This is a genomic window from Actinomadura craniellae, assembly GCF_003289645.1.
GTDB lineage: Bacteria > Actinomycetota > Actinomycetes > Streptosporangiales > Streptosporangiaceae > Actinomadura_D > Actinomadura_D craniellae.
Genome location: NZ_QLYX01000038.1, coordinates 1 through 1,494 on the forward strand (window position 1 = coordinate 1; position 1,494 = coordinate 1,494).

General features: G+C 67.2%; 2 protein-coding genes and 1 rRNA gene. 2 read left to right on the plus strand and 1 reads right to left on the minus strand.

Annotated elements, in window-relative coordinates; genetic code table 11:
- Positions 1–117: ribosomal RNA gene (gene rrf, locus DPM19_RS34665) — 5S ribosomal RNA — on the plus strand.
- A gap of 94 nt (positions 118–211) precedes the next feature.
- Here the strand turns inward: rrf and DPM19_RS34670 are convergent.
- A complete protein-coding gene (locus tag DPM19_RS34670) occupies positions 212–712 on the minus strand; it encodes a DUF523 domain-containing protein (protein ID WP_111872331.1) in 501 nt (166 codons plus the stop codon).
- A 178-nt stretch (positions 713–890) separates the two neighbouring features.
- Here DPM19_RS34670 and DPM19_RS34675 point away from each other — a divergent pair.
- The coding region (locus DPM19_RS34675) for a cytochrome c oxidase subunit I (protein ID WP_233511129.1) at positions 891–1,494 on the plus strand (604 nt) is incomplete at its 3' end.

Consider the following 1,494-nt stretch of genomic DNA (forward strand, 5'->3'; position numbering starts at 1 on the left):
TTCGGTGGTTTTGGCGGAGGGGAAACACCCGGTCCCATTCCGAACCCGGAAGTTAAGCCCTCCAGCGCCGATGGTACTGCACGGGCGACCGTGTGGGAGAGTAGGACACCGCCGGACACAACATATAAAGAAAGGCCCCGCCACAACGGCGGGGCCTTTCTGCATTTCACCCAGGTAGGGGAAGAAGGCCCGACCTTTTATCTTCTGAGTTCTATTCGGATGAAGGGCTTTCAAGCCGGTGGAGGTATTCGGCGGCCAGGTCGAACTGGGTCTCGTTGAAGACCTGGACGCCGTGGCGCCGCAGTAGTTCGGTGGTCACCCCGGCACCGTCGATCATGACGCCGCTGAAGGCCCCGTCGTAGACGCGTTCAGTGGCGCAGGAGGGGCTGCCCTCCTTGAGGACCGCGAGCCGTGCTCCCGACCGGAGTGCTGCTGCCAGGGCGAGTTGGGCGCCTTCGGTGAAGGCTTCGGTGACGTCGTCGCCGGTCACGGTGCGCACCCGGGCCGCCCCGTCGAGCACCTCGGCTGCGGGCCCGGTGAGTTCGGCGGCGGAGCGGGGCACGGCGAGCCCGCCGGCAAGCTCCGGGCAGACAGGGACCAGCCGGCCCTCGGCCCGCCATCGGGCCAGGATCGCGGAATCGCTGGGTTTGCCACGGCCGTCGTACCGGACCGGCCTCCCCAGCAGGCATGCACTTACCAGTACAGGTTCCACCACCCTCAGTTTAGTGACCAGGCGGCAAGGGAAGGTCGAGCCCGCCGCGAGAACCCCGCCGGCGGAGCACCAGGAGGGGTGTCCTGCCAGCTCCCGACCCGGGCGGGCAGCGGAGGGCAAGCGCGTCCTGAGGGGGATCTTCATGGTGTTGCTGGGCCGTGAACCGCCGGTCGAGCCGATGCGCCGGGGCGACGGCAGGGCGGCCCGAGGCAGGGTCGCGGAGTGGCTTACCACCACCGACCATAAGAAGATCGGCTACCTGTATCTGGTCACCTCGTTCGTGTTCTTCCTGCTGGCCGGGCTGATGGCGCTGGTGATCCGTGCGGAGCTGGTGCAACCGGGGCTGCAGTTCGTCAGCCGCGAGCAGTACAACCAGATGTTCACCCTGCACGGCACGATCATGCTGCTGCTGTTCGCCACCCCGCTGTTCGCCGGGTTCGCCAACGTGATCATGCCGCTGCAGATCGGGTCGCCGGACGTGGCGTTCCCGCGGCTGAACGCCTTCAGCTACTGGCTGTTCCTGTTCGGCGGGTTGATCGTCTTCTCGTCCTTCCTCGGCCCGGGTGGGGCGGCGGGCTTCGGCTGGACCGGGTTCACCCCGCTCAGCGACTCCGTCAGATCGCCCGGGGTCGGGGGAGACCTGTGGATCATGGGGCTGGTGCTGTCGGGGTTGGGCACCATCCTGGGCGCCGTCAACTTCGCCACCACGATCCTGGGGATGCGCGCCCCCGGCATGACCATGTTCCGGATGCCGATCTTCACCTGGAACGTGCTGCTGACCA